A 22,622-nucleotide genomic window follows, 5' to 3' on the forward strand; every position below is an offset into this window, starting at 1 on the left:
CCGGAAATCAGGCACTCCGGTTTTCTGTATCGGGAAAAGCTCGCCCCAACGCGGTAGAGCAGACTCTCGGCGGCGCGAATGCTGCCGGTCTCGCGGGCGGCCTCGGCCCAGACCGAGATCGGAAAATCCCCGGTGAAGAGCAGATCGCGCTCGATGCCCATGCCGAAGGGCAACCGGACTGACTGCATCTCGCTCAGGCTCCACGAGCCCAGTTCGGCAGAACCGAGATCGGCTAGGCCGAACATGATGTCACCACCCTCATCCAGTTCGGTGGCGAGGCAGACACCTTCACCGAGAGGATTGAAGAACTTCACGACCGGGATGTGATCCTGATCGCGCTGGCGGCCATTCGCCAACAGCCGGTCGTGCTGTGTGCCGGTCAGGAGGATCATGCCGAAGCCCTCCGTTCGGCCGCTGCATCCGGCTGCCCGGTGTCTTCGGCAGGCAGATGCGACAGCAGCCAGTCTGCCGCCTTGCTGGCCTGCGAGGCTGCGCGGACAATGGCGCGGGAATCCTCCCGCATGACCTCCAGCCACGACCGGATGTAATCGGCATGGCGCACGGTCGGCACAATCCCGAGCGCGGCGCAGCTGAAAGCCGCGGTCTGTTCGGCAATCATTTCCTCGAAGGCGTATTTCTTCGAGCCGAACGAGCCGGTCAAATCGCGGTTGAGACGACTGTGATGGCCGCTGGCGTGACCCAGCTCGTGCAGGGCTGTCCTGTGCCAGTTGATCGGCTCGAAATAAGCCTGCGGAGGCGGCACCTGCACATAGTCGAGTGACGGCATATAGAAGGCACGATTGCCACCGATACGGAAGTCGATGCCGGTGGCCCGGATCAGCGCCTCGACCCGAGGCTCGATCAGACCCGGCGGCGGTGGCGGCGCGTCTGCCGTGATCTCATTGGGCAGGCCATCGCATTGTGCGGCGTTGAAGACCGTGAACCGCTTCAGGAACGGAATGGCATGTGCATCCTCACCCGTTTCGCGGGCACGGCGCTTTTCGCCCTCGGGGGTGAAGCGGTCGGCATAAACGACGGTGGTGCCGCGCTCGCCCTTCCTGACATTGCCGCCAAGCGACAGGGCCTGGCGGAAAGTGAGCCACGCCTGACCGGGAAAGCCATGCTGGATGACAGCGCCCCAGAGAATGAGAATATTGATGCCGGAATAGGACCGGCCGGTTGAAGCATTTCTCGGCAGGCCCAGCGGGGCGGTATCGGGCGACGCTCCCCAGGGCTGGACCCAGGGAAGACGCCCTTGCTCCAGCTCGGCGATGATCTTGTTGGTGATGTCATCGTAAAGGTTGCTGCGCGCGCCGCCTTCCGCGGGGCTGCGATCCTGTCTGGCCATCGGGATGATCTCCGCGACGGGCGCCGGAAGCCTCCCTTCCAGCCCTCAACCCGTCACGGAAAACCCGTCCGCACTCTTACTCTCAGGGGGGCGTTGCGGGGCAGGCTGTGCAGAAACTCGCTCTGATGTCGCTGGGCTTGGATCTCGCCCGCTAGCGGTGGCGCGGCGCGACAGAATTCAGCATCGTGCCACCTCGGGTTTGACAGAGTGAGCCCGATAGTTTTTCGAAACCGCCTTACGTCACCAAGCCAAGGGCAACTCCGCCCACGGCCGCCAACAATACGACAACCCATGGCGGAGCTTTCCAGGCGATCAGCGCCACGAAACAAATCAAGGCCAGTGCGAAATCCGACATGCCTCCGATCGCGCTGGTGAAGACCGGCGTATAGAGGGCCGCTCCGAGAATGCCGACGACCGCAGCATTGGCGCCCTGCATGGCCGACTGCGCCCATGTCGTGCGGCGCAACTGATCCCAGAAGGGCAGCGCCCCGATCAGGATCAGGAAGCCCGGCAGGAAAAGTGCGGCAAGAGCGATTGCGGCACCGGCTACGCCGTTCGGCTGCGGTCCCATGACCGCCCCGAGCCAGGCCGCGAATGTGAACAGTGGCCCCGGCACTGCCTGCGCCGCGCCATAGCCCGCGAGAAAGGCGTCATCCGACACCCATCCCGGCGTGACGGTTTCGGCCTGCAAAAGCGGCAGCACCACATGCCCGCCGCCGAAAACCAACGAGCCGGCGCGGTAGAAGCTATCGGCCAGCGCCCATCCCTGCGCCTGTCCGGCGAGGAGCGGGAGACCGATCAGCAAGGCAGCGAACAGCGCAAAGGCCGTCAGTCCGGCTGTCCGTGAAACCGGGACCGGCAGATGGTCGCCGACCGCGACCTGTCCATTGCTGAGAACCAGCCCGGCGATTGCGCCAAGGAGTATGGCGGTCATCATTCCATTGGCGCCCGGCGCCCAGGCAAGCAGAAGCACGGCGACGACCGCGATCGTAGCGCGCTCCTTATCGGGGCAGAGGTTCTTCGCCATGCCCCACACAGCTTGCGCCACAATGGCGACGGCCACGATCTTCAGACCATGCAGGACGCCGAGCGCAAGCGGGCTTTCCAGCCGCGTAGCCGTCATGGCGAGCGCGAGAAGGACCAGAGCCGATGGAAGTGTGAAGGCGAGGAAAGCCGCAAGCGCGCCGAGCCATCCCGCTCGCGTCAAACCAAGCGCAAAGCCAACCTGGCTTGAGGCCGGACCGGGCAGGAACTGGCATAGCGCCACCAGATCGGCATAGGCGCTTTCGCTCAGCCATTTTCGCCGCGTCACCATCTCGTCCCGGAAATAGCCCAGATGCGCGATCGGTCCACCGAATGAGGTGAGCCCCAGCTTCAGGAAAACGCGGAAAACTTCAGCGACGCTGGCCTTTGACTGCTGGTGGCTTTGATCCATTCATGAGACCTCGTTGGTTCGGGCATTGATGCGAGCGGTGACGTGTGATCGGCGCAGGATAGATTCTCAGGTTGCAGCCGTCAGATTGACCCGCTTCATAAGGACCTCGCCACTCTCCTTGCGTTCGGAATAGCGGTCGGTCAGGTAGGGTGAGAAATCGCGCGTTAGCAGCGTGAACTTCACCAACTCCTCCATCACGTCGACCACTCGATCATAATATGACGATAATCTCATCCGGCCGGCTTCATCGAACTCCTGATATGCTTTGGCGACGGAGGACTGGTTGGGGATCGTGACCATCCGCATCCAGCGGCCGAGCACACGCATCTGGTTAACGGCGTTGAAGCTCTGCGAGCCGCCGGAGACCTGCATGACGGCAAGTGTGCGGCCCTGCGTCGGCCTTACCGCGCCGACCGATAGCGGAATCCAGTCGATCTGAGCCTTTATCACCGCACTCATCGCACCGTGACGTTCCGGGCTGGTCCATACCTGTCCCTCCGACCAGAGCGAGAGGTCGCGCAGTTCCTGCACCTTGGGATGATTGACGTCGGTCCCGTCCGGCAACGGCAGACCATGCGGATCGAAGATACGTGTTTCCGCCCCGAAATGCTTCAGCAGACGCTCGGCCTCGTATGTCAGGAAGCGGCTGTAGGATCGCTCGCGAAGCGAGCCGTAAAGCAGCAGGATACGCGGCGGATGGGTAGACGGCGTTGTTGCACGCAATCGGCCGATGTTCGGAACATCAACGCAGGCGGCATCGAGATTGGGAAGTTCATCCGGCATCAGCGCTGCGCTTCTGACAACGCGGATACCTTGCCGCCACGCTCATACCAGCCTTTGGAGCGGTTCACGATCCAGACGACCGAGAGCATCACCGGCACTTCGATCAGCACCCCGACGACGGTTGCGAGCGCCGCGCCTGAATGGAAGCCGAACAGGCTGATGGCGGCAGCAACCGCCAGCTCGAAGAAATTCGACGCCCCGATCAGCGCCGAGGGACCGGCGACGCAATGCTGCTCGCCGGCCATCCGGTTAAGCAGATAGGCAAGCCCGGAGTTGAAATAGACCTGAATCAGGATCGGCACGGCCAGCAGGCCGATGATCGCCGGCTGCGCGATGATCGGCTCGCCCTGAAATCCGAACAGCAGAACCAGAGTCGCCAGTAAGGCGACGAGGGAAGCCGGGCCGAGCTTTGCAAGCAGGCGGTCAAGCGCTGCCTGCCCGCCATTCGCAAGCATCCGACGACGGATGATCTGCGCGATAATGACGGGAATGACGATATAGAGCACGACCGACAGAACCAGCGTGCCCCATGGCACCGTGATGGCCGACAGGCCCAGCAACAGCCCGACAATAGGCGCGAAGGCGACAACCATGATGGCGTCGTTGAGGGCGACCTGGCTCAAGGTGAAATGCGGCTCGCCCTTGGTCAGGTTCGACCAGACGAACACCATGGCCGTGCAAGGTGCTGCGGCGAGGATGATGAGGCCGGCGATATAGCTGTCGATCTGATCCGCCGGCAGATAGGGCCGGAACAGCCAGCCGATGAACAACCATCCCAGCAGCGCCATCGAAAACGGTTTTACTGCCCAGTTGATGAACAGTGTCACGCCGATGCCGCGCCAGTGGCGGCCGACCTCGCCCAGTGCGGCGAAGTCGATCTTGAGCAGCATGGGGATGACCATCAGCCAGATCAGCACCGCCACCGGCATGTTGACCTTGGCAATTTCCATTGCCCCGATGGCATGAAATGCACCCGGCAGAAAATGGCCGAGCGCGATGCCGACCACGATGCACAGCGCAACCCAGAGGGTGAGGGAGCGTTCGAAGGTAGACATGGAATTCCCTCAGGCCGTTGCGACACGCTGGCCGTGTTCGTCGATCACTCGCTCGCCGTCTTCCTTGACGAACTCGCCGCGCTGCGGGGGCAACAGGTCGAGCACTTCCTCGGACGGCCGGCAGAGCCTCACGCCCTTCGGGCTAACGACGATGGGCCGGTTGATCAGGATGGGATGTGCCATCATCGCGTCAAGCAATTGCGCGTCACTCAAAGCCGGGTCGCCAAGTCCCAGTTCCGCATATGGAGTGCCCTTCTCGCGCAGCAGTTCCCGCACCGATATGCCCATGCGCGCAATAAGTCGGGTCAGCATCTCGCGCGACGGCGGTGTCTTCAGATATTCGATGTCATGCGGCTCGACGCCCGCATTGCGGATCATCGCCAGCGTGTTGCGCGAGGTGCCACAATCCGGGTTGTGATAGATGATGACGTCCATGGCCGGCTTCACGCTGCGCTGTTGCGTGGAGACGACGCGCCATCAGACTGGCCGATCTCGGTCAGCTTCGTGCTCAGCGACGCCTTGTCGAGACTGGCGACCGGCAGGGACGTGAACGCCGAGAGGCGGTTCTTCATGTAGCGGAAGGCTGCAACGAAAGCGGCTTCCTTCTGGATATCTGGCCCATCGACGGCGGCAGGGTCTTCGATACCCCAATGGGCGGTCATCGGCTGGCCGGGCCAGACCGGGCATGCTTCGCCGGCAGCGTTGTCGCAGACGGTGAACACGAAATCCATGACAGGCGCGTCAGGCCCCGCAAACTCCTCCCAACCCTTCGAGCAGAAGCCTTCAGAGGGGTAGTCGAAACTCTTCAATACCTTCAGCGCGAAGGGATTGATCGTCCCCTTCGGTTGCGACCCGGCGGAGAAGGCACGAAAGCGACCCTCGCCATCCTTATTCAGGATGCTTTCCGCGAGGATCGAACGCGCCGAATTGCCGGTGCAGAGGAACAGGACATTGTAGATACGGTCAGTCATGGGTGGCCTCCTTAGCGGCGAGGGTTTGCGGTGGGCAGCAAGGGGAAAAATCAGCGATCAGCGGCGCGCAGATCTCGGGGCGGCCGCCGCAGCAATCCTTGACGAGAAAGCTGGCGAGCGCGCGCACGGCATCAAGCCTTGCCCGATAGATGATCGACCGGCTGTGCCGCTCGGCCTCGATCAGGCCGGCGCGCGCCAGCGTCGCCAGATGTGTGGACATGGTATTGTGGGGGACATCCGACCTGCGGGCGATCTCACCTGCGGGCAACCCATCCGGCTCATGCTCCATCAGCAGACGGAACACGTCGAGGCGGGTCGGTTGCGCGAGCGCGGCGAAAGCGAGGATGGCGTTATCTGATTCCATATGTCGAGACTAATCGACATATGGGTTTAAGTCTAGGTGGCAATGGTCCGTAGTTTCCGCCTCGTCGGGTAACCGCGATAATTGCGCGACGGCGGGGACATCACTGAAACTCGGTCGCGACAGGCAAACTGGCTGTCACCCGAACAGCAGCCTTACCCCTGAGGCAAAAAGGATTACAGCCAGAATAATGCGCAGCCATAGTTCGGGCAGGTAACGGCTGCCGATGAAGGCCCCGAGCGAGCCGCCAACAGCGACGGCGATCAGCCAGCCGGGTAGCGCACTCGGAATCTGATCCCACCAGGCATAGGCTCCGAGCAGTGCGGCCGCCGAGTTCATCAGGTTATAGACGGCGGTTGTCGCGGCAGTCTGGCGCGCTGTTCCCCAGTTCATCGCGAGGATCACCGGCGCAAGAAATACACCCCCTCCGGTCCCTGTCGTGCCGGATATGAAGCCGATGATCGCACCCGTGGCCAGCGCCGGAATGAACGGCGGATCGGTTGGCAGGTCCGCAGATACTCCAGATCTACGAAGGGCCGTCCTCGCCATCTGAGCGGCCGAAAGGACGAGAACCACCCCGACGACCGGGTAATAGATATCCGCCGGTAGCTGGACAGCGCCGCCGAGCAGAGAGAATGGGAAGCCAAGGATCGCAAAAGGCCATACGCTTCGCCATGACAGCCTTCCAGACTTCAGGAACATGGCTGTCCCGATTGCCGCAACCAAAAGATTGAGAGCGAGCGCGGTCGTCTTCATGGCCAGCGGCGCAAAGCCGAGCAGTGCCATGATCGCGATGTAGCCGGATGCCCCGGCCTGACCGGCCGATGCATAGATCAGCGCGATGAGGAAGAAGGCTACCGCGAGCCAGAGCGCATCCAATTCCACCTTGCCTGAACCTCATCATAGTCCGCACCCCGAGCGTGCGACAGCGTGCGCGTTCCCCGAAGCCTCCTTGTCTATCACCAGACTGGTGCGAGCAATATGTTCTGAAGCTTGCCACAGTAGAAATTGCATGTATTGCCAAGCATTTACTGGGGTTATTCGCCCGCGGATGCTATACTCCATTACTTGCTGGACGGGGGCAAAATGGGACGTTTTATTGAGGGATATGATCGCAGCCAGCCGTTACTGCTGCCCGCCTATGTTGAAGATTACGTGTCGCAGGACTCTCTCGTCCGCGTCATTGATGCCTTCGTCGAAACCCTCGATCTCACGGCGCTCGGCTTCGAGCGCACCGTCTCTGCCCCGACAGGACGCCCTGGCTGTCACCCCGGCGATATGCTGCGGCTCTACATCTGGGGCTACCTGAACCAGTTGCGTTCATCGCGACAATTGGAGCGCGCCTGCCAGCGCGATCTGGAGGCCATCTGGCTGATGCGGCGCATGACCCCGGACTATCGGACCATTGCGGCGTTCCGGCACGACAACCCCGAAGCGATCATCCGCACGGGGGCCGCATTCATCAGCTTCTGTCGCGAGAATGGCTTGGTCACTCCTGGCAAGGTGGCGCTGGACGGAACAAAGATGCGGGCGGTTGCCAGCGCGAAGAATATTGCAGGAGCGGATCGTCTGGCACGCGACATCGCTCATACCGAAACAGAAATCGCCTACTATCTCGACCGCCTCAACATAGCAGATCAACACTCGGCGGGCGCGCGCGATCAGACGGTCAATCGCGCGGCGTTTGCCAGCCGATCGCGTCACTCGAACGCCGTAAGCAGCGCTTGGAAAAGCGGCAGGCCGAACTTGCTGAGCATGATACCAACGTCGTGGTCTTCGGAGAACCGGATGCACGACCAATGGGATATGGCCGGTCTCCGAAGTTCCCAGCCTATAATCTCCAGAGTGTCGTCGATATCGAAAGCGGCCTGATCATTCACAACGATGTCGCCAACGAAGCCAACGACAGCCAGCTGCTGCATCCAATGGCGATAGCGGCAAAAGAAGTGCTCGACGTCGACCAGCTAGAAGTGCTGGCGGACGGGGGCTACTCGAACGCGCAGGAAGTCGCGCGTTGCGAACAGGACGGTGTCCGCGTGGCAGCGCCGATCAAGCGCGGGGCCATGAGCGCGCAATACTTCCGCCCCGTGCAATTCGTCCACGACGAGCAGACCGACACGATCCGCTGCCCTGCTGGTGAAACCATGTATCCCAAGGGCAAGCATACCCGAAATCGGGCGATCCGTTACAGAACGCCCGCCTGCCAGACTTGCCAGATCAAACAGCAGTGCACGCCGGGATATCAGCGCACCCTTCACAGGCTCGTGGATCAGGGCGCGCTCGATCGGATCGAACGTCGAGTTCACGAGAACTCTGATCTTATGACGATCCGGCGCTGCACGGTCGAGCACCCCTTCGGCACCATCAAGCGAATGTCTGGCGGAGGTCGCTTCCTGACCCGCGGTTTGCGGCGGGTGAAAGCCGAAGCGGCCCTGTCGGTCCTGGCATTCAACATTATCCGCGCTTCGAACGCGTTCGGAACCGGAGCGCTGATGTAGCGGGGCTGAGAACCCCGCTCTATTCGGTTCGCGTCATCGCCGCCGCGTTGCGTCCTCGCTGAGTTTCTGCACAGCCTGGGGGTCTCCCCGCTGATGGGGGTGTGTCGGCAACGCCAGTGCCGACCAGGGGGCAAGCGTTCCCCCGCCTTTATGGGAAACAGGGATATAGGTGTAAATGAAACATAGGTGACGCGAAGGAATCGGGGGATCAGATGGAGGGCAATCAAACAAGCTCGATACGCCGTGAACAACGGATTGCTGCCTGGCGGGACGCATTTACCGACGACAGAACGGGCATCCATCGAACAATTCAGGATCTGCTTTGGAACTATGCAGCATTTCGCACAACAGTCAGAATAGTCCGTCTTGCGAACGATACGAGAGGCGCACGAGTTCCGCTGAACCACATGATCTTCAACCTCGCCGCAGAAGGTTTCTGGTCAAGCTTGTTGCTGGGCACACGTCGGCTCCTCGACCGGGGCAACATACAAGGCATGAAAGGTGTCTATTCGATCCGATCCGTGGTGAAGGACGTTGAAGCGTGTCAGCCTTGGCTCAACCGGCGCGTCTACGTTGAGCAGGTGCTGCGTGCGCAATATGATCTTGAGCGCCTGCACCAGGAGCAGCATGAGGCTCTGATTGCAGCAAAGGGACATCCGGTCTGGGGGGATCCGGATCTGATTAAGAGTGAGGCAGCGCATCGTCATTTCGACAGCCTGAGCGGTGTCCTGCCAACGCAGCGAAGTTCGATCGATCTGATATCGCCAGCGACTTTCATGAGGATCGAGGCCCGTTTGGTCGAACTGGACCGAATAGCTGACCATGTCAGCTCCCATGTCGCCCATGCGGGAAACAAGCAGAGTCGGGAACACAAGGTGCTGGACAGTTTCGATGTCCGGGACGCTCACGCTGTCCTGAAGCAGTTGAAGGAAATTGCCGATCTTGTCGGGGTTTGGTTCGCTAATGAGGGTGAATTGCGGGTCACGAAGGTCCAGTCCCCTTCGACGATGAGAGGGAGGAGATCCCAGTCTTTCGCCCCGGAACGCCCCAGCCAGACGACATGGGACGATCTCCCATAACCTCTCTCATGAGCCAGTACGGTCAGTTTCGGGCTAAGGCACTCATCAACCAGAAACTTCATCCGGCCCGCCTGCGAGGGATACGATGATCCGAGATGACGCGCGCGCCCCTCGGCAGATTGGCGATGACCGGCTTCGGCCGCCCGCGAAGGGGATTGGCCTCAGCGTAGAGCGTCGCAAGCTCCAGCTTGTCCTCGGTCAGCGACGGATAGCCCTGCGCGTCCGCGCCCGACTGGCGCTCCAGAACGATGGAGCGGCCATTGGGGAGGATCAGCCGGTTCCAGACGAGCAGCACACGGCGCTGGCCGAACTGCACGCTGTTGTCATACTGGCCGATGATCCGCGTCCCCTGCGGGATCAGGAGCAGTCTGCCGGTCGGGCTGTCATAGATGTGCTGCGTCACCTGGGCGGTGATCTGGCCCGGAAGGTCGGAACAGATGCCTGTAATGAGCGCGGCGGGGATCACGGCCCCGGCCTGGAGCACATAGGGCGACGCGGGCGGCATGACGCGATCCGTCGATGTGGCGCGGCGATCGACAGGGGCGTCGAGGAAGGCGGCTTGCCGGTCCTGCGCGGTCTGCTGCCCGGCCAGGCCGGCGAGGTCGAGGCCGGGGAGTCCCGGCGTCGTCGCGCCGCCCAGCGTCCCGGCCGGGCTTCCGGTGCGGGCCTCGGTCTGGAAAAAGACGCGGCTGACGCGCGCTGCTTCTTCCTCGGCCAAGCGGCGCTGTTCCGCCTCGTCCACAGTTGGCGTGGTAATCGTCGGTGGCACGACAGGCTGGCCCCTGTTCTGCGCGTCGAGGATAGGCCGTCCAAGATCACCCGGCAGCGGCGGCCCCAGGACCGGCCCGGTATAGTCGCGCGGCAGGCCGGCAAGCCCATCGGCGGTTTGCCGGTTGTTGGTGGAGTAGAGTTCTTCGCCGCCCGTGCCGCCGTCGCGGGTCTGGAGCGCGTAGATCAGCGCGCCGCCGACGCCGACCAGGGCGACGGCCGCCACGCTGGCGAGCACCTTGCGAGACAGGCGGGTGACGCGCGGGGCTTCGGCACGAAGCCGCATCGGCGCGGCGTTGGATTCGGTATCGCTCATGTCGATGGCCTCCCGTCCGTGCGAACAATCCGGACGGTCTGCTGGCGGTCGCCGGAGCCAAGACGCAGCTCGGCCGCGCCGAACAGGCGGTCCACGATCAGGATGTGTTGATGGATGCGGCTGTTGACGATCTGCGCCTCGCCGTCCGCGCCGAGCACAAAGATCGGCGGCATCTCGCCTTGCACGATGCCGCGCGGAAACTCGACATAGACGGCGACGGGCTTCCACGGCGGCATGTCTCCGGTCAGGCCATAGCGGTAGTTGCGCGCGGCGACGCCGGGATGATCGGCGTTGCGGGCACGGCTTGGCGCTGCCCGGCCGGCTGCTGCGGATACGCCCAGGCGACGGCGGGCATATAGGGCTTCTCGCCGGAACGCAGCTCGAGCATGTAAACGCGGCGGTCGGTCGTTACGACAAGATTGGTCGTGATGTCCGGCCGGGTCGGCTTCACGAGGATATGGACGCGGCGCGTGACGCCCGAACCGGATTCGGTATCGCCGATAATCCAGCGTGCCGTGTCGCCGGCCGCTATCGGCCCCGCGCCGGTCAGGCTTTCGCCTGGCTCAAGCGCAATGTCGGTGATCTGGCCGGGCGCGGCATAGACCTGATAGAGCGCGCCTTCGCTCCACGGATAAATCTGGATGGCGTTGTAATAACCTTCGCGGCGTGGCTGCACGCGGGCGGCCGCGTTGGCATTCTCGACACGGCCCGTCGCGGTGCTGGCGGTCTGGCCGCCGCGTGCGACGGTCCAGGCGGGCGGGACATGGATCGGCTGCGGCCGGTCGTCGGTGACGGCCGCGGGGATCGCCGGCAACGGCGGCACGCTCGCGTCGTAACTGATCTGCGGCGGTTTATAGGTCGCGCAGCCGGCCAGCATGGTCGCGGAAAGCAGGACGGCGGGAATCGCCGGGGTGCGGGGGATCGTCCTCATTGGCTCATCTCCCGCGACCACGAAATTGCATTGACGTAGATTCCTAGCGGATTGGCGCGCAGTCGCGCGGCGTCGCGCGGCGGCTGGATCGCGATGGTGAGGATAGCGGTCCATCGCTCCGTGGTGGAAAGCTGGCCGGACTCGTAGTGGCGTTCGGTCCAAGCGACGCGGAAGGAATCCGGCGAGGCGCGAATAACGCTCGACACCTCGACCGCGACTTGTTGCTTTCCGACTTTGGTGAACGGGTCGTTGGCGCGGGCATAGTCGTTGAGCGCCGCCGCGCCCCTGTCAGTCGTCCACTCGTAAGCGCGTAGCCAGTTCTGGCGGACGATGATGGGATCAGCGGGGATACTCCTGACCTGTTCGACAAAGCGCCCCAGGTGCCATGCCACTTGCGGATCGGTCGGGCGATAGTCGGCCGTGGCAGGCGCGACGGCCTGCGCCTGGCCGAGCCGATCAACTTGGACTACCCAGGGCACGACGGTCCCGCGCGCCGATTGCCAGACAAGCGCGGCGGCGAAGCCGGCCGAAAGGATCAGGCTGCCGAACGCCATGTAGCGCCAGTTCCTCGCCTGCACGCGGGCCGAGCCTATGCGCTCGTCCCAAACCTGCGCGGCGCGCTGATAAGGTGTTTTGGGTTGTGGGGTCTTGCCGTAATGCACGGCGGGTCGCTTGAAGATGCTCATGTGCGGTCGCTTTCAGAGAGGTTGACGGAAGGACCAGAGGCGTGGCTGTCGCCGGAGCGGACGGCGTGCGCGGTCGTCTGGACGGCATGGCCGGTGTGGCCGGATTGGCGCATCCGCTGCGCCCAACCGGGCGATGTGCCAGCGGCCGGCGCGGATGCGGACGTGCTGCCGGCCGATCCCATGGAGGATGTGCCGCCGGTCGCGCCGAACCCGGCTTTCACGCCATCGGAAAAGCTGGATTTGACGCTTTCGGTGGCGCGCGCGACGGCGCGCTTCAGCGGCGAGATGGCGGCGGAGCCTGCGGCCCGCGCCACGCCGCCCATGCCGGAGGCGACGCCGGCCGCGCCGGACTGGCCGACCGAGCCCAGGCTGTAGGCGGCGGAAGCTGCGCCGGCTGCGGTGGCTCCGCCACGCACGGCGGCGGCTCCGCCCGATAGCGCGGCTGCGCCTCCCTTGACGGCAAGCCCAGCCGCGCCGCCTGCGGCAAGAGCAGCGCCGCCAACGGCAAGGCCCGTTCCGACCGCCGCACCCGCGCCGAGCTGCGGGCCGCCGCTGACAAGCCCGGATGCGATGCCAGGGCCGAATATGGCCAGACCGACGAGCGACAAGGCCGCGAGCACGATGGCCATGGCGTCGTCGATGGTCGGAGTCGCCCCGCCGAAACCGGCCGTGAATTGCGAGAATAAGGTGCTGCCGATGCCGATGATGACGGCCAGCACCAGAACCTTGATGCCGGAGGAAATCACGTTGCCAAGCACCTTCTCGGCCATGAACGCGGTCTTGCCGAACAAGCCGAAGGGGATCAGCACGAAGCCGGCGAGCGTCACCAATTTGAACTCGATCAGCGTCACAAAAAGCTGGATGGCGAGGATGAAGAACGCGAGGATAACCAGCGCCCAGGCGAACAGCAGGCACGCGATCTGGATGAAGTTCTCGAAGAACGCCACCCAGCCCATAAGGTCGGAAATCGAGTCGAGCAGCGGCCGCGCCGCGTCGAGGCCGGTTTGCGCGACCTTGCCGGGCCGCATCAAATCCTGCGCGGTGAACCCCGTGCCGGATGCTTTCAGGCCAAGGCCGGCGAAGCTGTCAAAGACGATCTTCGCGAGGTTGTTCCAGTTGGAAATCAGGTAGGCGAAGACACCGACAAACAGCGTCTTCTTCACCAACCTCGCAACGATGTCGTCATCCGCGCTCCAGCTCCAGAACAGGGCGGCGAGCGTCACGTCGATGACGATGAGCGTGGTCGCGATGAACGCGACCTCGCCATCGAGCAAGCCAAAGCCGGAGTCGATATATTGGGTGAAGACCCCAAGGAAATTGTCGATGACTCCCGCGCCGCCCATGCGTCACCGCCCTTCGCTGGAGGACGGCGACGCGGGCGCAGGCGTGCGGCCAAGGAAGCGGTCGCGGGTTTCGGCCCATACGCGCAGGCATTCGGCGTCGTCGGCCGCCTTTGCCCCAAGCTGCTGGCACCGGCGCTGTCCCTCGCGCAGCGGGTTGCGTTCGGGCTGGAGAAGCCGCACCGGCGTCTCTGCCGGCGCGACTTCCTTGCGGGTGAGTTCGATCACCGTTGCCGTGATGGCGATGGCGACGAACACGACAGCGCCCAGACGGGCCAGCATCTTGCCGTCCATACGCCCGCCCTCAATTGCCGTTGTTGAACATCTGCGCGTTGCCGGGCTGGTAGCCCGAACCCGGCGTGAGGAAGCGGCGGCGCTGCTCGCGCCCCTGTTCGGCCGCCGCCGCGCGTTCCGCCTCGGTCAGCGCGCCCGCCCGGCCGTTGGCGGCGAGAAGCGCCACAAGGTCGGAAAGCTGCTGGCTTTGAAGGGCCAGAAGTTGGTTGCCGGCCTGTGTCGCCTGAAGCGCGCCGGTCGCGTTCTGGCTCTGGCCGACAAGCTCCGACATCTGCGTGCGGTTGGTGTCGATGTTGCCGACGACACCAGCTTGGACGCGCATCGCGTCCTGCAAGCCGCCCACTGTGTTCTGCCAGCGGGTGCGTGCGCTGGCGACGAGCTGCTGATCCGTCGCCGACATCGACGCATTGCCGTATTGGCTCTGGAACACCTGGTCGATGCGCTGCACGTCGAAGGCGATGTTCTGCGCCTGGCTCAAGAGCTGCTGCGTGCGCCGGACATTCTGTTGAAGCGTCTGGAGCGACGACAACCGCAGGCTCGCCAGATTGCGGGCCTGGTTCATCAACATGGTCGCCTCGTTCTGGAGGCTCTGAATCTGGTTGTTGATCTGCTCCAGGGAACGGGCCGCCGACAGGACGTTCTCGACGTAGTTCCTCGGGTCGAACACGATCCATTGCGCCGACGCGGGTGCAACAAAGATGGGCGAGACCGCGAGCGGCGCGGCGAGCATGGTCGCGGCCAGAAGGACGGCGCGCGGGTTGGAACGACGGATGGTCATGGCTGGGTCTCCTTTTCGGATTGGGGGATGAGCGTCGGGAGAAGATCGACGGCCCAGCCGACATCGCGGGCGCGCAGCCACGCGGCGAGAAAGCCGTCGCGGCCGTGCTCGGCGACGATCTGCGCAATGAGCGTCTGGTCGGATTTCGAGGATGCGGCACAGAGCGCGAGGCCGACTTCGGACAGGCCCAGCTCGAACAGGCGATTGCCCCTGCGGCTCTGGCAGTAATAATCTCGCTTGGGCGTGGCCCGTGCGAGGATTTCGATCTGCCGGTCATTCAGGCCGAAGCGGCGATAAATGGCCGTGATCTGCGGCTCGATGGCGCGCTCGTTGGGCAACAAAAGCCGCGTCGGGCAGCTCTCGATGATGGCGGGCGCGATGTTGCTGCCGTCGATGTCGCTGAGGCTCTGCGTGGCGAAGATGACGCTGGCGTTCTTCTTGCGCAGCGTTTTCAGCCATTCGCGGAGCTGGTTCGCGAACCCCTCGTCGTCGAGCGCAAGCCAACCCTCGTCGATGATGAGCAGCGTGGGCCGCCCGTCGAGCCGGTCGCCGATGCGATGGAACAGATAGGCGAGCACGGCCGGGGCCGCGCCGGTCCCGACAAGTCCCTCGATCTCGAACGCCTGCACGTCCGCCGATCCCAAATGCTCTGTCTCGGCGTCGAGCAAGCGGCCATAGGCTCCGCCGACGCAGAACGGACGCAATGCCTGCTTCAAGTCATTAGACTGGAGCAGCACGGCAAGGCCGGTGATCGTGCGTTCCTCGACCGGCGCGGAGGCGAGCGAAGTCAGCGCCGTCCAAAGATGCTCTTTGACCTCGGGCGTGATGGCGATGCCTTCGCGCATGAGGATGGCGGCAATCCAGTCCGCCGCCCATGCGCGTTCATAGGTGTCGTGGATTCGGGCAAGTGGCTGGAGCGAAACGGACGCCTCGTCTCCTTCCGTGAGGCCACCGCCCAAATCGTGCCAATCCCCGCCCATGGCGAGCGCGGCGGCGCGGATGCTTCCGCCGAAGTCGAAGGCGAAGACTTGGCTGGCCGCATAGCGCCGGAACTGGAGCGCCATGAGGGCGAGCAACACGCTCTTGCCCGCGCCCGTGGGGCCGACGACAAGGGTGTGGCCTACGTCGCCGACATGCAGACTTAGCCGGAACGGGGTTGAGCCTTCGGTCTTTCCAAAGAGCAAAGGGGGTGCACCGAAATGCTCGTCCCGTTCCGGCCCCGCCCACACCGCCGAAAGCGGGATCATGTGAGCGAGATTCAAAGTGCTGATGGGTGGCTGCCGCACATTCGCGTAGGCGTGTCCGGGCAGGCTGCCGAGCCATGCGTCAACCGCGTTGACCGTCTCGGGCATGGCGGTGAAGTCGCAGCCCTGAACGATCTTCTCGACCAGGCGCAGCTTCTCTTGCGCCACGCGCGGGTCGGTATCCCAAACGGTGACGGTCGCCGTGACGTAGGCCATGCCCGCCACGTCCGCCCCAAGCTCCTGCAACGCCATGTCGGCGTCGAGCGCCTTGTTGGCGGCGTCGGTGTCCACAAGGGCGGACGCCTCGTTGGTCATCACCTCTTTCAGAATCGCGGCGACGCTCTTGCGCTTGGCGAACCATTGGCGACGGATGCGGGTCAGCAGCCGGGTCGCATCGGTCTTGTCGAGCAGGATCGCGCGCGTGCTCCACCTGTAGGGGAACGGCAGCCGGTTCATTTCGTCGAGCAGGCCCGGCGTCGTCGCGGTCGGGAATCCCACGATGGTCAGGACGCGCAGATGCGCGTCGCCAAGGCGCGGCTCCAGCCCGCCGGTCAACGGCTGGTCGGCGAGCAGCACGTCGAGGTGCATCGGCACCTCGGGCACGCGCACGCGATGGCGGTTGGTCGAGATGGTGGAATGGAGATAGGTCAGCGTCGCGCCGTCATCCATCCAACGGCACTCGGGCATGAAGCCGTCGAGCAAGGCCAGCACGCGGTCGGTGCGGTCGATGAAGCCGCGCAGCAGCTCCCACGGGTCCACGCCGGCTTTCTCCCGGCCCTCATAGAGCCATGTTTCTGCGCGGGCGGCTTCCTCGGCCGGGGGCAGCCAGAGGAAGGTCAGGAAGTAGCCGGACACGAAATGCGCGTCCGCTTCCTCAAAACCGGCTTTCCGCTCCGCATCGACCAGCGCCGACGCGGGATCGGGAAACATGCTGTCGGGATAGGTCGCCGCCTCGCTGCGCTGCGCCTCGACAAAGATGCTCCAGCCGGAGCCGAGGCGGCGCACGGCGTTGTTGATGCGGCCGGCGACGGCGACCAGTTCGGCCGCGACGGCGGAATCCAGATCGGGACCGCGAAACTTCGCCGTCCTCTGAAAACTGCCGTCCTTGTTCAAGACGACGCCGGAGCCGACAAGCGCGGCCCATGGCAGATAGTCGGCAAGGCGGGTGGCGATGCGGCGGTATTCGGCAAGGTTCATCATGGACGCGCCTCCATCAAACCGCCAGATGACCGGGGATACGCAGATGCCTGCGCCCGACCTCGACGAAGAGCGGATCGCGTTTGGCTGCCCATACCGCGAGGAAATGACCGACCGCCCAGATGGCGAGGCCGACCAGCCAAAGGCGCAGGCCGAAGCCCACGGCCCCGGCAAGCGTCCCGTTCAGAATCGCGATGGAGCGCGGTGCGCCGCCGAGCAGGATGTGCTCGGTCAGCGCCCGATGGACCGGGATCGTGAAGCCCGGCACCGTGCCCAGTTGCTCGAACGCGCCCCCCCATCAAACGAGCGCCCCGCCGCCGAAGGAGAAGAACGACAGGAAGAAGCTCGACGCGGCGAACGCGATGCTGAGCCCGAACACGATCTGGATCAGACGACGGAAGCCGCCCGACGTGTCGCCGAATGCCAACGCGAGGCCGGTGGCGATGACGACGATGACGGCCACCACCTTGGCGACCGGCCCCTCGATGGACTGGAGGATGCTTTGAAGCGGCGCTTCCCACGGCATCGACGAGCCGGACGCATGGGCAGGCGTCACCGCCGCCATCGCCATGATGGTCATGATCGCGGTCGAACTGGCGAGATGCTTGACGTGATCGCGCAGGATGGAGCGGGCCGGCGGGTCGGCCTGATTGACCATGTTGTTCGTGTTGAAGACAGACGGTTTCATTTGGAATCTCCTGTGCTGACGGGGGTTGCGGGGGTGATGCGGTAATCGCCGTCCGGGCCGAGCCCTTCGACGCGGGCGAGTTCGGCCAGCCGGCGCGCGGAACCGCGTCCGGCGAGGACGGCAACAAGGTCGATAGTTTCGGCGATCAGCGCCTTGGGGACCGTGACCACGGCCTCCTGAATGAGCTGTTCGAGGCGGCGCAGCGCGCCGATGCCGGAGCCGGCATGGATGGTGCCGACCCCGCCCGGATGGCCTGTCCCCCATAGTTTGAGCAGGTCGAGGGCTTCCGGGCCGCGCACCTCGCCCACCAGAATGCGGTCGGGCCTGAAGCGCATGGACGAGCGCGCCAGTTCGGTGAGGTCGGCCACGCCGTCCTTGGTGCGCATGGGCACCTTGTTTTCCGAGCGGCATTGCAGCTCGCGCGTGTCCTCGATGATGACGACGCGATCCGCGCTCTTAGCGATCTCCGACAGAAGCGCGTTGACGAGGGTGGTCTTGCCGGTGGACGTGCCGCCCGCCACCAAGATATTGGCGCGGGCTGCGACGGCTTCGCGCAGCGTTTCCGCCTGATCGGCGGTCATGATGGCGGCGGCTACATAGTCGTCGAGCGTGAACACGGCGACGGCCGGCTTCCTGATCGCGAAAGCGGGGCCGGCGACAATCGGAGGAAGCAAGGCTTCAAAGCGTTCGCCGGTTTCGGGAAGCTCGGCCGAGACGCGAGGCGAGCGCGGATGCACCTCCGCGCCGACATGATGGGCGACCAGGCGCACGATGCGTTCGCCATCGGCGGCGGACAGGCGCTCGCCCGTATCGGACAGCCCTTCGGAAAGGCGGTCGATCCACAACCGCCCATCGGGGTTCAGCATGACCTCGACCACGGCCGGGTCTTCCAGAAACCGGGCGATGGCCGGGCCGAGCGCGGTGCGCAACATGCGTGCGCCGCGCTGGATCGCTTCCGGTCTGTGGTGAGTGGCGGTCATCTCGGCCCCGTTTCCTGGCGGGGCGCGACAGACGGTCCCCGCAACGGGGTCGATTAAGAAAGCCCGAAATCGGGTCTATTCAACAACTATCGCAGCGCGTGCGGGCATCGGCGGCCATCGGCGGCGAATAGGATGGGTTGTATTTTGGCGGCGTGGCCCTCCTGCCGCATGAAGCAGATTATTCCATGATCTAGGCTGGGGTCATTTCACTGGACCCGTTGTTCCCAAGGCTTTCTCAAGTGCCCCGCGCCCGCTGCCCGCGAGCCAGGAACGCAGACTGAGCAGCTCCGGGTTGATGTCACGCATGGCATCGAGATCGACCTTCTCTGCGAGAGGCCCGTCTTCCAGACTCTTTGCCATATGCGCGAGGTCCGCATTTTCTGCGAGAATATCATCGGGAAAGCGTTCATAGGTGATCAGACGCCCGGCAGCTTCGGTGAAGGCGGTCTCAAGCTCGCGCCCTGTCACCCGGTCGCTGGCAATCTTCACGGTCTTGCCGCCGAAGCGGGCCTCGTCGGCAAACATGGCAGCAGCAAATTTGCCGATGTCTTCCACGGCGGTAAGGTGAATCGAGTGATCCGGCCGGATCAGTGACACCAACCGGCCCTGATCCATGCCGAAGCCCGGCCGCACCAGCATCTCCATGAAGATCATCGGTCGAATGATGGTAGTCGTGATGGGAAGTTTTCGGACATGCGCTTCGATGCGCGGCTTGGCGTCGAAGCGCGGCACGCCCGTCAGCACATCCCCAGAACTGGCTCCCGAAGAGTATATGAAATGCTCGATGCCGGTTTCGGCTGCGATATCTGCGATCGCGACCCCATACTGGACTTCCTCTTCAGCAGTCAGGTTGCCCGGCAGTACGCTGAAGACACCATAAGCATCTTTCATGGCTGAGCGGACGATATTCGCGTTCTCGAATGAGCCTTGCACAAGCTCGACGCCTGCATTTCGCAGCTTCAAAGATGCGGTCCCGGCGGCGTCTAGTACAAGTGCGCGAACGGGCCATCCCATCTTCAGCAATGCTTTGGCGACAGACCCTCCCTGCCGCCCGGTGGCGCCGAAAACCAGAATGGGTCTTTTGTCGTCGGTCATTGGATACCCTCGCATGGAACAAGGGTTATCCATATATACCAACAAGAGTCCGCTGGAAGACGGCACATTTTTCTGCATCAGGCACAAGGATGGTACCCTTGGACAAACAAATGCATGCCGACGCATCACAAGGGTCAGGAGATGGTCGATCGTTCAGACCTGTTCCGTCAAACGGGGTTTGCACCCTGCTGAGCGACAAGTGGACTGTTCCAGTCCTTTGGCGGCTTTCACTCGCGGAGAATCATCGGCTCCGCTTCTCAACGCTCAAAAAGGAGATTGACGGTGTCACTCAGCGCATGTTGACGCTCACGCTTCGTAATCTTGAGCGTGATGGACTGGTTGCCCGCCATTATTTCCCTGAAGTACCACCGCGTGTCGAATATGAACTGACCGAGATGGGCATCGGAGCTTTGCGTGCCCTTGAGGTATTTAACTTTTGGGTCCACGACAACCTGCACTCCATCAGAGAGCACCGCCGCGCTTACGACGAAGTGAGATTGTAAGTCTCTATCATTCAGGCCGACCGCCTGAAGCGGATGCGCCGCTTGGCTGGTCATCTTCATTCACTCCCGTAGGGGCATGGTGGGACGGCTCGACGTCGCGCGATAGCTCCTTCAGAAACCTGTCTCCCGCCGCCAGACGCAGGCCGAGCGATTGCATGAAGCCCTCGAACCGTTCGGCCCCCTTCGCGCGGGCGGCGGCCTGGGCGCTCTCCGGCAGCGTCGGCGTGGAAGAAAGCCAGATACGGATGAACAGGGACAGGGTTTCGCCGAGCACGGCCAGATCCTCGTCGAGTGTGTGGATCTCGCGGCCGATCTTGTCGAGGCGGCGCGACATGGCCGCCTCCAGCCGATCCGACGTGTCACCGGACAGGAAGGACGCGACGGCGGCGTCGACAATGGCCGATTGGGACACGTTTCGCCGAAGCGACAGCGCCTCTACCTGACTGAGCAAAGCCGGATCAAAATAGATGTTCTTACGGATGCGTTTTGCCATTGGCGTCTCTGTTTGATCCCATGGTTTAATGGTGCGATCCTTTCTTTGGAATGGAAGGAAGCCCTATGGGACAAATTCGTCATGGCAGCGCCACGACTACGCACGCTGTCCGAGCAGCAATACAGCGATCGCAAGCTTCGCTCGCGCAGCTGAGCAGAGAGCTGGGCATCAATCCCAAAACGGTTGCGAAGTGGCGCAAGCGCGCGACGGTCGAGGATATGAAGACCGGGCCATCGGTGCCGAGTTCGACGATCCTGACCGAGGCCGAAGAGGCGGCCGTCGTCGCGTTTCGACGCCATACGTTGCTGCCGCTGGACGACTGCCTTTATGCCTTGCAGCCGTCCATCCCGCACCTGACACGCTCGGCGCTGCATCGGTGCCTTCAGCGCCATGGCATCTCTCGACTGCCCGACGTGGGCGGTGACAAACCGAAACGGTCGAAGTTCAAGCGCTATCCTATCGGCTTCTTCCACATCGATATTGCTGAGGTGCAGACCGCTGAAGGAAAGCTCTACCTATTCGTCGGCATCGACCGCACAAGCAAGTTCGCCGTAACCCAGCTCGTCGACAAAGCCGACAGGAAGACGGCCTGGGAGTTCCTTCAGCACATGCTCGAGGCCGTGCCTTATCAGGTCCACACCGTCCTCACGGACAACGGCATCCAGTTCGCAGAACAGCCTCGGAACCGGAACACCATCACCTCCCGTCCGATGCGCTTCGACATGATCTGCGAGGCAAACGGGATCGAGCACAGGCTGACCAAACCCAATCACCCTTGGACCAATGGCCAGGTCGAGCGGATGAACCGCACGATCAAGGAGGCCACCGTCAAACGCTTCCATTACGACAGCCACGACCAGCTACGAACGCACCTCGCCGACTTCATGGCGGCCTATAACTTTGCGCGCAGGCTCAAGACCCTCGGCGGCCTCACTCCCTATGAATACATCTGTAAAATCTGGACTTCAGAGCCAGATCGATTCATCCTAAACCCGATCCACCAGATGCCGGGACTGAACACCTAGAAGGCTTCACGGCCGCCAAGACGCAAGGCTTAGCTGACGCATCGGGCAATCTTTGTTCTCGCAAGAGCACGTTTTCCTATATGTATGACGACGTACTGGGCATGACACTTTACCACTATGTCCGCGCCGTGCTCGAAGCAGTGATCGAACGCATCACCGTCATTAATTTCTCCGATTTGCTCGACCGCGGCACCGCGCACCAACTGCTAGCGACAGGAGATTTCGCGATCGTCCAGGGTGCACATACCTTCGCCCGCCGCACCGACAAAAAGAAGACGGGGAAAGGCGACGTCATGTTCGCCGAGCAGGGCGTCCTCGGCGACGATCGTCATGTCGCAGCGCATCATGAGTTCGAGACCGCCCGCGAGGGCGTAGCCGTTGACGGCAGCTATGATGGGGACGGGTGCCTCACGTATGGCTTTCATCCGGCGCATGTTCTGACCGATATCGGCACGCCAGCGATCGGCATCCATTTCGAAGTCCTCACCGCCAAGGTCGAAACCAGCGGTGAAAGCCGATCCGGCGCGGGTGATGATGACCGAGCGGATTTCCTGATCTCGCGTTGCGCGCAAGATGGCCGCTTCGAGCGCATCGTCGAGCACCTGGTTCATAGCGTTCATCTTATCGGGACGGTTCATCACCAGCGTGACGAATGCATCCCGTTCATCTTGCTTCCAAAGTACCAGATCGTTGGACATCGGTGTCTACTCATTCGAATTCGGCAAATTGAATCCCGCTCGCTCGCCCCCGCGCC

General features: G+C 63.2%; 27 protein-coding genes and 2 pseudogenes. 5 read left to right on the forward strand and 24 right to left on the reverse strand.

The genetic code is table 11. From position 1 onward, the window contains the following. Positions 1–7: 7 nt before the first annotated feature. From MIC97_RS14350 to MIC97_RS14390, 9 genes and pseudogenes are all read right to left on the reverse strand, one after another. Positions 8–392, reverse strand: a pseudogene (locus MIC97_RS14350) (DUF2958 domain-containing protein). Continuing rightward, positions 389–1,348 carry a zincin-like metallopeptidase domain-containing protein gene (locus MIC97_RS14355; RefSeq protein ID WP_239800563.1) on the reverse strand — a complete coding sequence of 320 codons (960 nt, stop codon included), beginning with the start codon at positions 1,346–1,348 and terminating at the stop codon, positions 389–391. Before MIC97_RS14355 ends, MIC97_RS14350 begins: the two are co-directional and overlap by 4 nt. A 235-nt stretch (positions 1,349–1,583) precedes the next feature. Next, entirely contained in the window at positions 1,584–2,783 is a 1,200-nt protein-coding gene (gene chrA, locus MIC97_RS14360; RefSeq protein ID WP_239800564.1) for a chromate efflux transporter, read from the reverse strand. A gap of 66 nt (positions 2,784–2,849) precedes the next feature. Then, a complete protein-coding gene (gene arsH / locus MIC97_RS14365; RefSeq protein ID WP_239800565.1) occupies positions 2,850–3,566 on the reverse strand; it encodes an arsenical resistance protein ArsH in 717 nt (238 codons plus the stop codon). Next, the gene (arsB, locus tag MIC97_RS14370) at positions 3,566–4,621 is read right to left on the reverse strand and encodes an ACR3 family arsenite efflux transporter (protein ID WP_239800566.1); all 1,056 of its coding nucleotides are present in this window, start codon (positions 4,619–4,621) and stop codon (positions 3,566–3,568) included. Before arsB ends, arsH begins: the two co-directional genes overlap by 1 nt. A gap of 9 nt (positions 4,622–4,630) precedes the next feature. Beyond that, positions 4,631–5,056: an arsenate reductase (glutaredoxin) gene (arsC, locus tag MIC97_RS14375; protein ID WP_239800567.1), complete on the reverse strand. Its 426-nt coding sequence runs from the start codon at positions 5,054–5,056 to the stop codon at positions 4,631–4,633. An 8-nt stretch (positions 5,057–5,064) separates the two neighbouring features. Continuing rightward, the gene (locus MIC97_RS14380; protein WP_239800568.1) at positions 5,065–5,592 is read right to left on the reverse strand and encodes an arsenate reductase ArsC; all 528 of its coding nucleotides are present in this window, start codon (positions 5,590–5,592) and stop codon (positions 5,065–5,067) included. After that, a complete protein-coding gene (locus MIC97_RS14385; protein ID WP_213332542.1) occupies positions 5,585–5,956 on the reverse strand; it encodes a metalloregulator ArsR/SmtB family transcription factor in 372 nt (123 codons plus the stop codon). Before MIC97_RS14385 ends, MIC97_RS14380 begins: the two co-directional genes overlap by 8 nt. 135 nt (positions 5,957–6,091) lie before the next feature. Then, entirely contained in the window at positions 6,092–6,838 is a 747-nt protein-coding gene (locus MIC97_RS14390; protein WP_239800569.1) for a sulfite exporter TauE/SafE family protein, read from the reverse strand. 201 nt (positions 6,839–7,039) lie between these two features. On the opposite strand from MIC97_RS14390, the gene MIC97_RS14395 reads away from it, so the two are divergent. The 3 genes from MIC97_RS14395 (at position 7,040) to MIC97_RS14405 (ending at position 9,530) form a co-directional block, all read left to right on the forward strand. Beyond that, on the forward strand, positions 7,040–7,825 hold the full coding sequence (locus tag MIC97_RS14395; RefSeq protein ID WP_239800570.1) for a transposase: 786 nt from the start codon (positions 7,040–7,042) through the stop codon (positions 7,823–7,825). Then, a complete protein-coding gene (locus MIC97_RS14400; protein ID WP_239800571.1) occupies positions 7,753–8,451 on the forward strand; it encodes a transposase in 699 nt (232 codons plus the stop codon). Before MIC97_RS14395 ends, MIC97_RS14400 begins: the two co-directional genes overlap by 73 nt. Positions 8,452–8,663: 212 nt before the next feature. Beyond that, positions 8,664–9,530: a hypothetical protein gene (locus MIC97_RS14405; protein ID WP_239800572.1), complete on the forward strand. Its 867-nt coding sequence runs from the start codon at positions 8,664–8,666 to the stop codon at positions 9,528–9,530. Here the strand turns inward: MIC97_RS14405 and MIC97_RS14410 are convergent. The 13 genes and pseudogenes from MIC97_RS14410 to MIC97_RS14470 all read right to left on the reverse strand — a co-directional run. Next, positions 9,482–9,592 (reverse strand): annotated as a pseudogene (locus tag MIC97_RS14410) (hypothetical protein); the annotation flags it as partial. The gene MIC97_RS14405 and the pseudogene MIC97_RS14410 sit on opposite strands and share 49 nt — an antisense overlap. Continuing rightward, positions 9,589–10,614 carry a TrbI/VirB10 family protein gene (locus MIC97_RS14415; protein ID WP_239800573.1) on the reverse strand — a complete coding sequence of 342 codons (1,026 nt, stop codon included), beginning with the start codon at positions 10,612–10,614 and terminating at the stop codon, positions 9,589–9,591. The gene MIC97_RS14415 and the pseudogene MIC97_RS14410, both read right to left, overlap by 4 nt. After that, complete coding sequence (locus tag MIC97_RS14420; RefSeq protein WP_239801146.1) at positions 10,611–10,955, reverse strand: TrbG/VirB9 family P-type conjugative transfer protein; 345 nt, start codon at positions 10,953–10,955, stop codon at positions 10,611–10,613. Before MIC97_RS14420 ends, MIC97_RS14415 begins: the two co-directional genes overlap by 4 nt. Beyond that, the gene (locus MIC97_RS14425) at positions 10,859–11,545 is read right to left on the reverse strand and encodes a TrbG/VirB9 family P-type conjugative transfer protein (RefSeq protein WP_239800574.1); all 687 of its coding nucleotides are present in this window, start codon (positions 11,543–11,545) and stop codon (positions 10,859–10,861) included. The genes MIC97_RS14420 and MIC97_RS14425 overlap by 97 nt, the downstream gene beginning before the upstream one ends. Beyond that, positions 11,542–12,231, reverse strand: coding sequence for a conjugal transfer protein TrbF (trbF, locus tag MIC97_RS14430; protein WP_239800575.1), 690 nt, complete (start codon positions 12,229–12,231; stop codon positions 11,542–11,544). The genes MIC97_RS14425 and trbF overlap by 4 nt, the downstream gene beginning before the upstream one ends. After that, positions 12,228–13,574: a P-type conjugative transfer protein TrbL gene (trbL, locus tag MIC97_RS14435; protein WP_239800576.1), complete on the reverse strand. Its 1,347-nt coding sequence runs from the start codon at positions 13,572–13,574 to the stop codon at positions 12,228–12,230. The genes trbF and trbL overlap by 4 nt, the downstream gene beginning before the upstream one ends. 3 nt (positions 13,575–13,577) lie before the next feature. Beyond that, on the reverse strand, positions 13,578–13,865 hold the full coding sequence (gene trbK-alt / locus MIC97_RS14440) for a putative entry exclusion protein TrbK-alt (RefSeq protein ID WP_239800577.1): 288 nt from the start codon (positions 13,863–13,865) through the stop codon (positions 13,578–13,580). Between the two features lie 10 nt (positions 13,866–13,875). After that, positions 13,876–14,643 (reverse strand): P-type conjugative transfer protein TrbJ, encoded by a 768-nt coding sequence (gene trbJ / locus MIC97_RS14445; RefSeq protein WP_239800578.1) that lies wholly within the window; start codon positions 14,641–14,643, stop codon positions 13,876–13,878. Next, positions 14,640–17,087 carry a conjugal transfer protein TrbE gene (gene trbE, locus MIC97_RS14450; RefSeq protein WP_239800579.1) on the reverse strand — a complete coding sequence of 816 codons (2,448 nt, stop codon included), beginning with the start codon at positions 17,085–17,087 and terminating at the stop codon, positions 14,640–14,642. Before trbE ends, trbJ begins: the two co-directional genes overlap by 4 nt. Before the next feature lie 13 nt (positions 17,088–17,100). Continuing rightward, the gene (locus MIC97_RS14455) at positions 17,101–17,361 is read right to left on the reverse strand and encodes a VirB3 family type IV secretion system protein (protein ID WP_239801147.1); all 261 of its coding nucleotides are present in this window, start codon (positions 17,359–17,361) and stop codon (positions 17,101–17,103) included. Between the two features lie 21 nt (positions 17,362–17,382). Continuing rightward, positions 17,383–17,664, reverse strand: a complete 282-nt coding sequence (locus MIC97_RS14460; protein WP_239801148.1) for a TrbC/VirB2 family protein — start codon at positions 17,662–17,664, stop codon at positions 17,383–17,385. 104 nt (positions 17,665–17,768) lie between these two features. After that, entirely contained in the window at positions 17,769–18,752 is a 984-nt protein-coding gene (gene trbB, locus MIC97_RS14465) for a P-type conjugative transfer ATPase TrbB (RefSeq protein WP_239800580.1), read from the reverse strand. A gap of 201 nt (positions 18,753–18,953) precedes the next feature. Further along, positions 18,954–19,847: an NmrA/HSCARG family protein gene (locus MIC97_RS14470; RefSeq protein WP_239800581.1), complete on the reverse strand. Its 894-nt coding sequence runs from the start codon at positions 19,845–19,847 to the stop codon at positions 18,954–18,956. 110 nt (positions 19,848–19,957) lie between these two features. Between MIC97_RS14470 and MIC97_RS14475 the strand changes: the two genes are divergently transcribed. Continuing rightward, the gene (locus MIC97_RS14475; RefSeq protein WP_275592464.1) at positions 19,958–20,350 is read left to right on the forward strand and encodes a helix-turn-helix domain-containing protein; all 393 of its coding nucleotides are present in this window, start codon (positions 19,958–19,960) and stop codon (positions 20,348–20,350) included. A 7-nt stretch (positions 20,351–20,357) separates the two neighbouring features. Here the strand turns inward: MIC97_RS14475 and MIC97_RS14480 are convergent, their stop codons facing one another. After that, a complete protein-coding gene (locus MIC97_RS14480; RefSeq protein ID WP_239800583.1) occupies positions 20,358–20,843 on the reverse strand; it encodes a CopG family transcriptional regulator in 486 nt (161 codons plus the stop codon). Positions 20,844–20,908: 65 nt separating this feature from the next. Between MIC97_RS14480 and MIC97_RS14485 the strand changes: the two genes are divergently transcribed. After that, positions 20,909–21,868, forward strand: a complete 960-nt coding sequence (locus MIC97_RS14485) for an IS481 family transposase (RefSeq protein ID WP_239800584.1) — start codon at positions 20,909–20,911, stop codon at positions 21,866–21,868. A 206-nt stretch (positions 21,869–22,074) separates the two neighbouring features. On the opposite strand, the gene MIC97_RS14490 is transcribed toward MIC97_RS14485, so the two are convergent. Continuing rightward, entirely contained in the window at positions 22,075–22,566 is a 492-nt protein-coding gene (locus MIC97_RS14490; RefSeq protein ID WP_239800585.1) for an enoyl-CoA hydratase/isomerase family protein, read from the reverse strand. Positions 22,567–22,622: the final 56 nt, after the last annotated feature.

This window comes from Aquamicrobium sp. NLF2-7, assembly GCF_022359935.1.
GTDB classification, from domain to species: Bacteria; Pseudomonadota; Alphaproteobacteria; order Rhizobiales; family Rhizobiaceae; genus Mesorhizobium; species Mesorhizobium lusatiense.